This is a genomic window from uncultured Amaricoccus sp. (assembly GCF_937858865.1).
GTDB lineage: Bacteria > Pseudomonadota > Alphaproteobacteria > Rhodobacterales > Rhodobacteraceae > Amaricoccus.
The window spans coordinates 1-2,638 of the sequence record NZ_CALLYO010000308.1; the positions used below are offsets into that span (position 1 = coordinate 1).

Here is a 2,638-nt window from a genome sequence, read left to right on the forward strand (position 1 = left end):
TCGATGCCGCCCTCGCGGCCATCGCGCGGCTCGACGTCTGCCGGGCGGAGCCGGTGGCGATCCGGATCGAGGAGCTCTGAGCCGATGCCCGAGGCGGAGGGCGTCCTCGTCCGGCCGTCGGCGGAGGCCGACCGCGCAGCGATCCGGCGCATCTATGCCCATCACGTGCTGCACGGGCTCGGCTCGTTCGAGGAGGAGCCGCCGGATCTGGCGGAGATGACAGGGCGGCGGGCCGGGATCGTCGGGCGCGGGCTGCCCTACCTCGTCGCCGAGGCGGACGGGGTGGTGCTCGGCTACGCCTATGCCGCGCCTTACCGGGCGCGCGTCGCCTACCGCTTCACCGTCGAGGACTCGGTCTACGTGGCGCCGGAGGCGACCGGGCGCGGGCTCGGGCGCCTGCTCCTCGCCGCGCTTGTCCGCGACTGCGAGGCCTGGGGGGCGCGGCAGATGGTGGCGGTGATCGGCGACAGCGGCAACCTCGGCTCGATCCGGCTGCACGCGCGGGCCGGGTTCCGTGAGGCCGGCACGCTCCGCGCGGTCGGGCTTAAGTTCGGGCGCTGGGTCGACACCGTGCTGATGCAGCGCCCGCTCGGGCCGGGCGAGGCGACGCTGCCGGAGGGCTGACGCCGTCAGCCGAGATAGTCGGCGTCGCTCACCTGCTCCAGCCAGTCGGCGGCCCGGCCGTCCAGCGCCTCCTGGATCGCGATATGGGTCATCGCCGTGCTCGGGCCGGCGCCGTGCCAATGCTCCTCGCCGGGGGCGAACCAGACGACGTCGCCGGGACGGAGCTCCTCGACCGGCCCGCCGCGGCGGGCGGCGCGGCCGAGGCCGCCGAGGACGACGAGCGTCTGGCCGAGCGGGTGGCTGTGCCAGGCGGTGCGGGCGCCCGGCTCGAAGGTGACGCTGACGACCTGCACGCGGGCCGGCGCCGGCGCCTCGGCGAGCGGGTCGCGGCGGACGCGCCCGGTGAAATATTCGGCCGGGCCGGGGCTCGAGGGCCGGGTGCCGTTGCGGGTGATCTCCATGCGCGATGCCTCCTTGCTGGCCGGGTCGCCGTCGCGGCGCGCCGGATCCGAGCTTGCTCCGGCCAGCCGCCATGGCCTAGATGGCGCGAACAGTCGAGCTGGAAAGGGCGCCCGATGTCCGACGAACGGATCTTCTCCGACCGCATGCTGTCGCTGGGCCTCGCCCGGGTATCGGAGGCGGCGGCCATCGCCGCGGCGAAGCTGGTGGGCACCGGGGACGAGAAGGCGGCGGACCAGGCGGCGGTCGACGCCATGCGCACCCAGCTCAACATGCTCGACATTAGGGGCGTGGTGGTGATCGGCGAGGGCGAGCGCGACGAGGCGCCGATGCTCTACATCGGCGAGGAGGTCGGCAGCGGTGAGGGGCCGGAGGTCGACATCGCCCTCGACCCGCTCGAGGGCACGACGCTGACCGCCAAGGACATGCCGAACGCGCTCGCCGTCATCGCCATGGGTCCGCGTGGCTCGATGCTGCACGCCCCCGACGTCTACATGGACAAGCTGGCGATCGGGCCGGGCTACCAGGAGGGGCTCGTCCATCTCGACATGACGCCGACCGAGCGGATCCGCGCGGTGGCGCGCGCCAAGGGCACCTCGACGAGCGGCGTCATGGTCTGCGTGCTCGAGCGGCCGCGCCACCAGGACCTCATCGCCGAGATCCGTGCGACCGGCGCGCGCATCCGCCTCATCACCGACGGCGACGTCGCCGGCGTCATCCACTGCGCCGAGAGCAACAAGACCGGCATCGACATGTACATGGGCTCGGGCGGCGCGCCCGAGGGGGTGCTGGCGGCGGCGGCGCTGAAGTGCATGGGCGGGCAGATGATGGGGCGCCTCCTCTTCCGCAACGAGGACGAGCGCAAGCGCGCGCGCAGCGCCGGCATCGAGGACCTCGACCGCATCTACCAGCGCGACGACATGGTGACCCGCGACGTGATCTTCGCCGCCACCGGCGTCACCGACGGCTCGATCGTCAGCGGCGCGCGGCGCGACGGCGAGTGGATGGAGACCGAGACGATCCTGATGCGGTCGAAGACCGGTTCGCTGCGGCGGCTCTTCTACCGGCAGCACAACAACTGAGCCGTGCCCCCCGGCCGCCGGCGCTGGCTCGACGCCGCCTTCGTCGTCGTCTGGATGATCCTCTGGACCGCCGCGATCCTGATCGCGGTCTGGATGCTCGGGGCGGCGGCGCTCGAGGGTGAGCTCGGCGCGGCGGTCACCCTCGTCGTCTGGGTGGGGGCAGCCGGCTTCGGCCTCTATTCGGCCGGCCGCGGCCTGGTGCAGACCCTGGTGACCGGCAAGCCCCGCCGCCCGAACCGGCGGCGCTGGGACGACGGGATGCCGCCGCCGAGCGAGCCTCCCGAGCGGTGAATGCCCGGCGCCTGCGTTAACGAATCGAACCCGACTCTTTTAGGTGCCATACGGATTCCATACGCGTTCCAGATCGAACGAATCCCCGTAAGCCCTTGCCGCCGCACGGCTCGGCCGTCACGGCCACTTCGCCACCGGCGGCAGCGACATCAGCACCGCCTCGACGTTGTGGCCGGTCTCGAGCCCGAAGCGGGTGCCGCGGTCGTAGAGCAGGTTGAACTCGGCGTAGCGCCCGCGCTTGA

At 72.9% G+C, this 2,638-nt stretch carries 5 protein-coding genes; 3 read left to right on the forward strand and 2 right to left on the reverse strand.

Annotated elements, in window-relative coordinates:
• The first annotated feature begins 84 nt into the window (after nucleotides 1-84).
• Nucleotides 85-624: a GNAT family N-acetyltransferase gene (locus Q0112_RS08755; protein WP_297974051.1), complete on the forward strand. Its 540-nt coding sequence runs from the start codon at nucleotides 85-87 to the stop codon at nucleotides 622-624.
• Between the two features lie 5 nt (nucleotides 625-629).
• Here Q0112_RS08755 and Q0112_RS08760 read toward each other — a convergent pair whose 3' ends face one another.
• Nucleotides 630-1,025 (reverse strand): cupin domain-containing protein, encoded by a 396-nt coding sequence (locus tag Q0112_RS08760; RefSeq protein ID WP_297974052.1) that lies wholly within the window; start codon nucleotides 1,023-1,025, stop codon nucleotides 630-632.
• 114 nt (nucleotides 1,026-1,139) lie between these two features.
• On the opposite strand from Q0112_RS08760, the gene glpX reads away from it, so the two are divergent.
• The gene (glpX, locus tag Q0112_RS08765) at nucleotides 1,140-2,105 is read left to right on the forward strand and encodes a class II fructose-bisphosphatase (RefSeq protein WP_297974054.1); all 966 of its coding nucleotides are present in this window, start codon (nucleotides 1,140-1,142) and stop codon (nucleotides 2,103-2,105) included.
• A gap of 3 nt (nucleotides 2,106-2,108) precedes the next feature.
• The gene (locus tag Q0112_RS08770) at nucleotides 2,109-2,396 is read left to right on the forward strand and encodes a hypothetical protein (protein WP_297974058.1); all 288 of its coding nucleotides are present in this window, start codon (nucleotides 2,109-2,111) and stop codon (nucleotides 2,394-2,396) included.
• Nucleotides 2,397-2,513: 117 nt separating this feature from the next.
• On the opposite strand, the gene Q0112_RS08775 is transcribed toward Q0112_RS08770, so the two are convergent.
• Nucleotides 2,514-2,638: coproporphyrinogen III oxidase (locus Q0112_RS08775; protein ID WP_297974060.1), on the reverse strand; the 125-nt coding region annotated here is incomplete at its 5' end.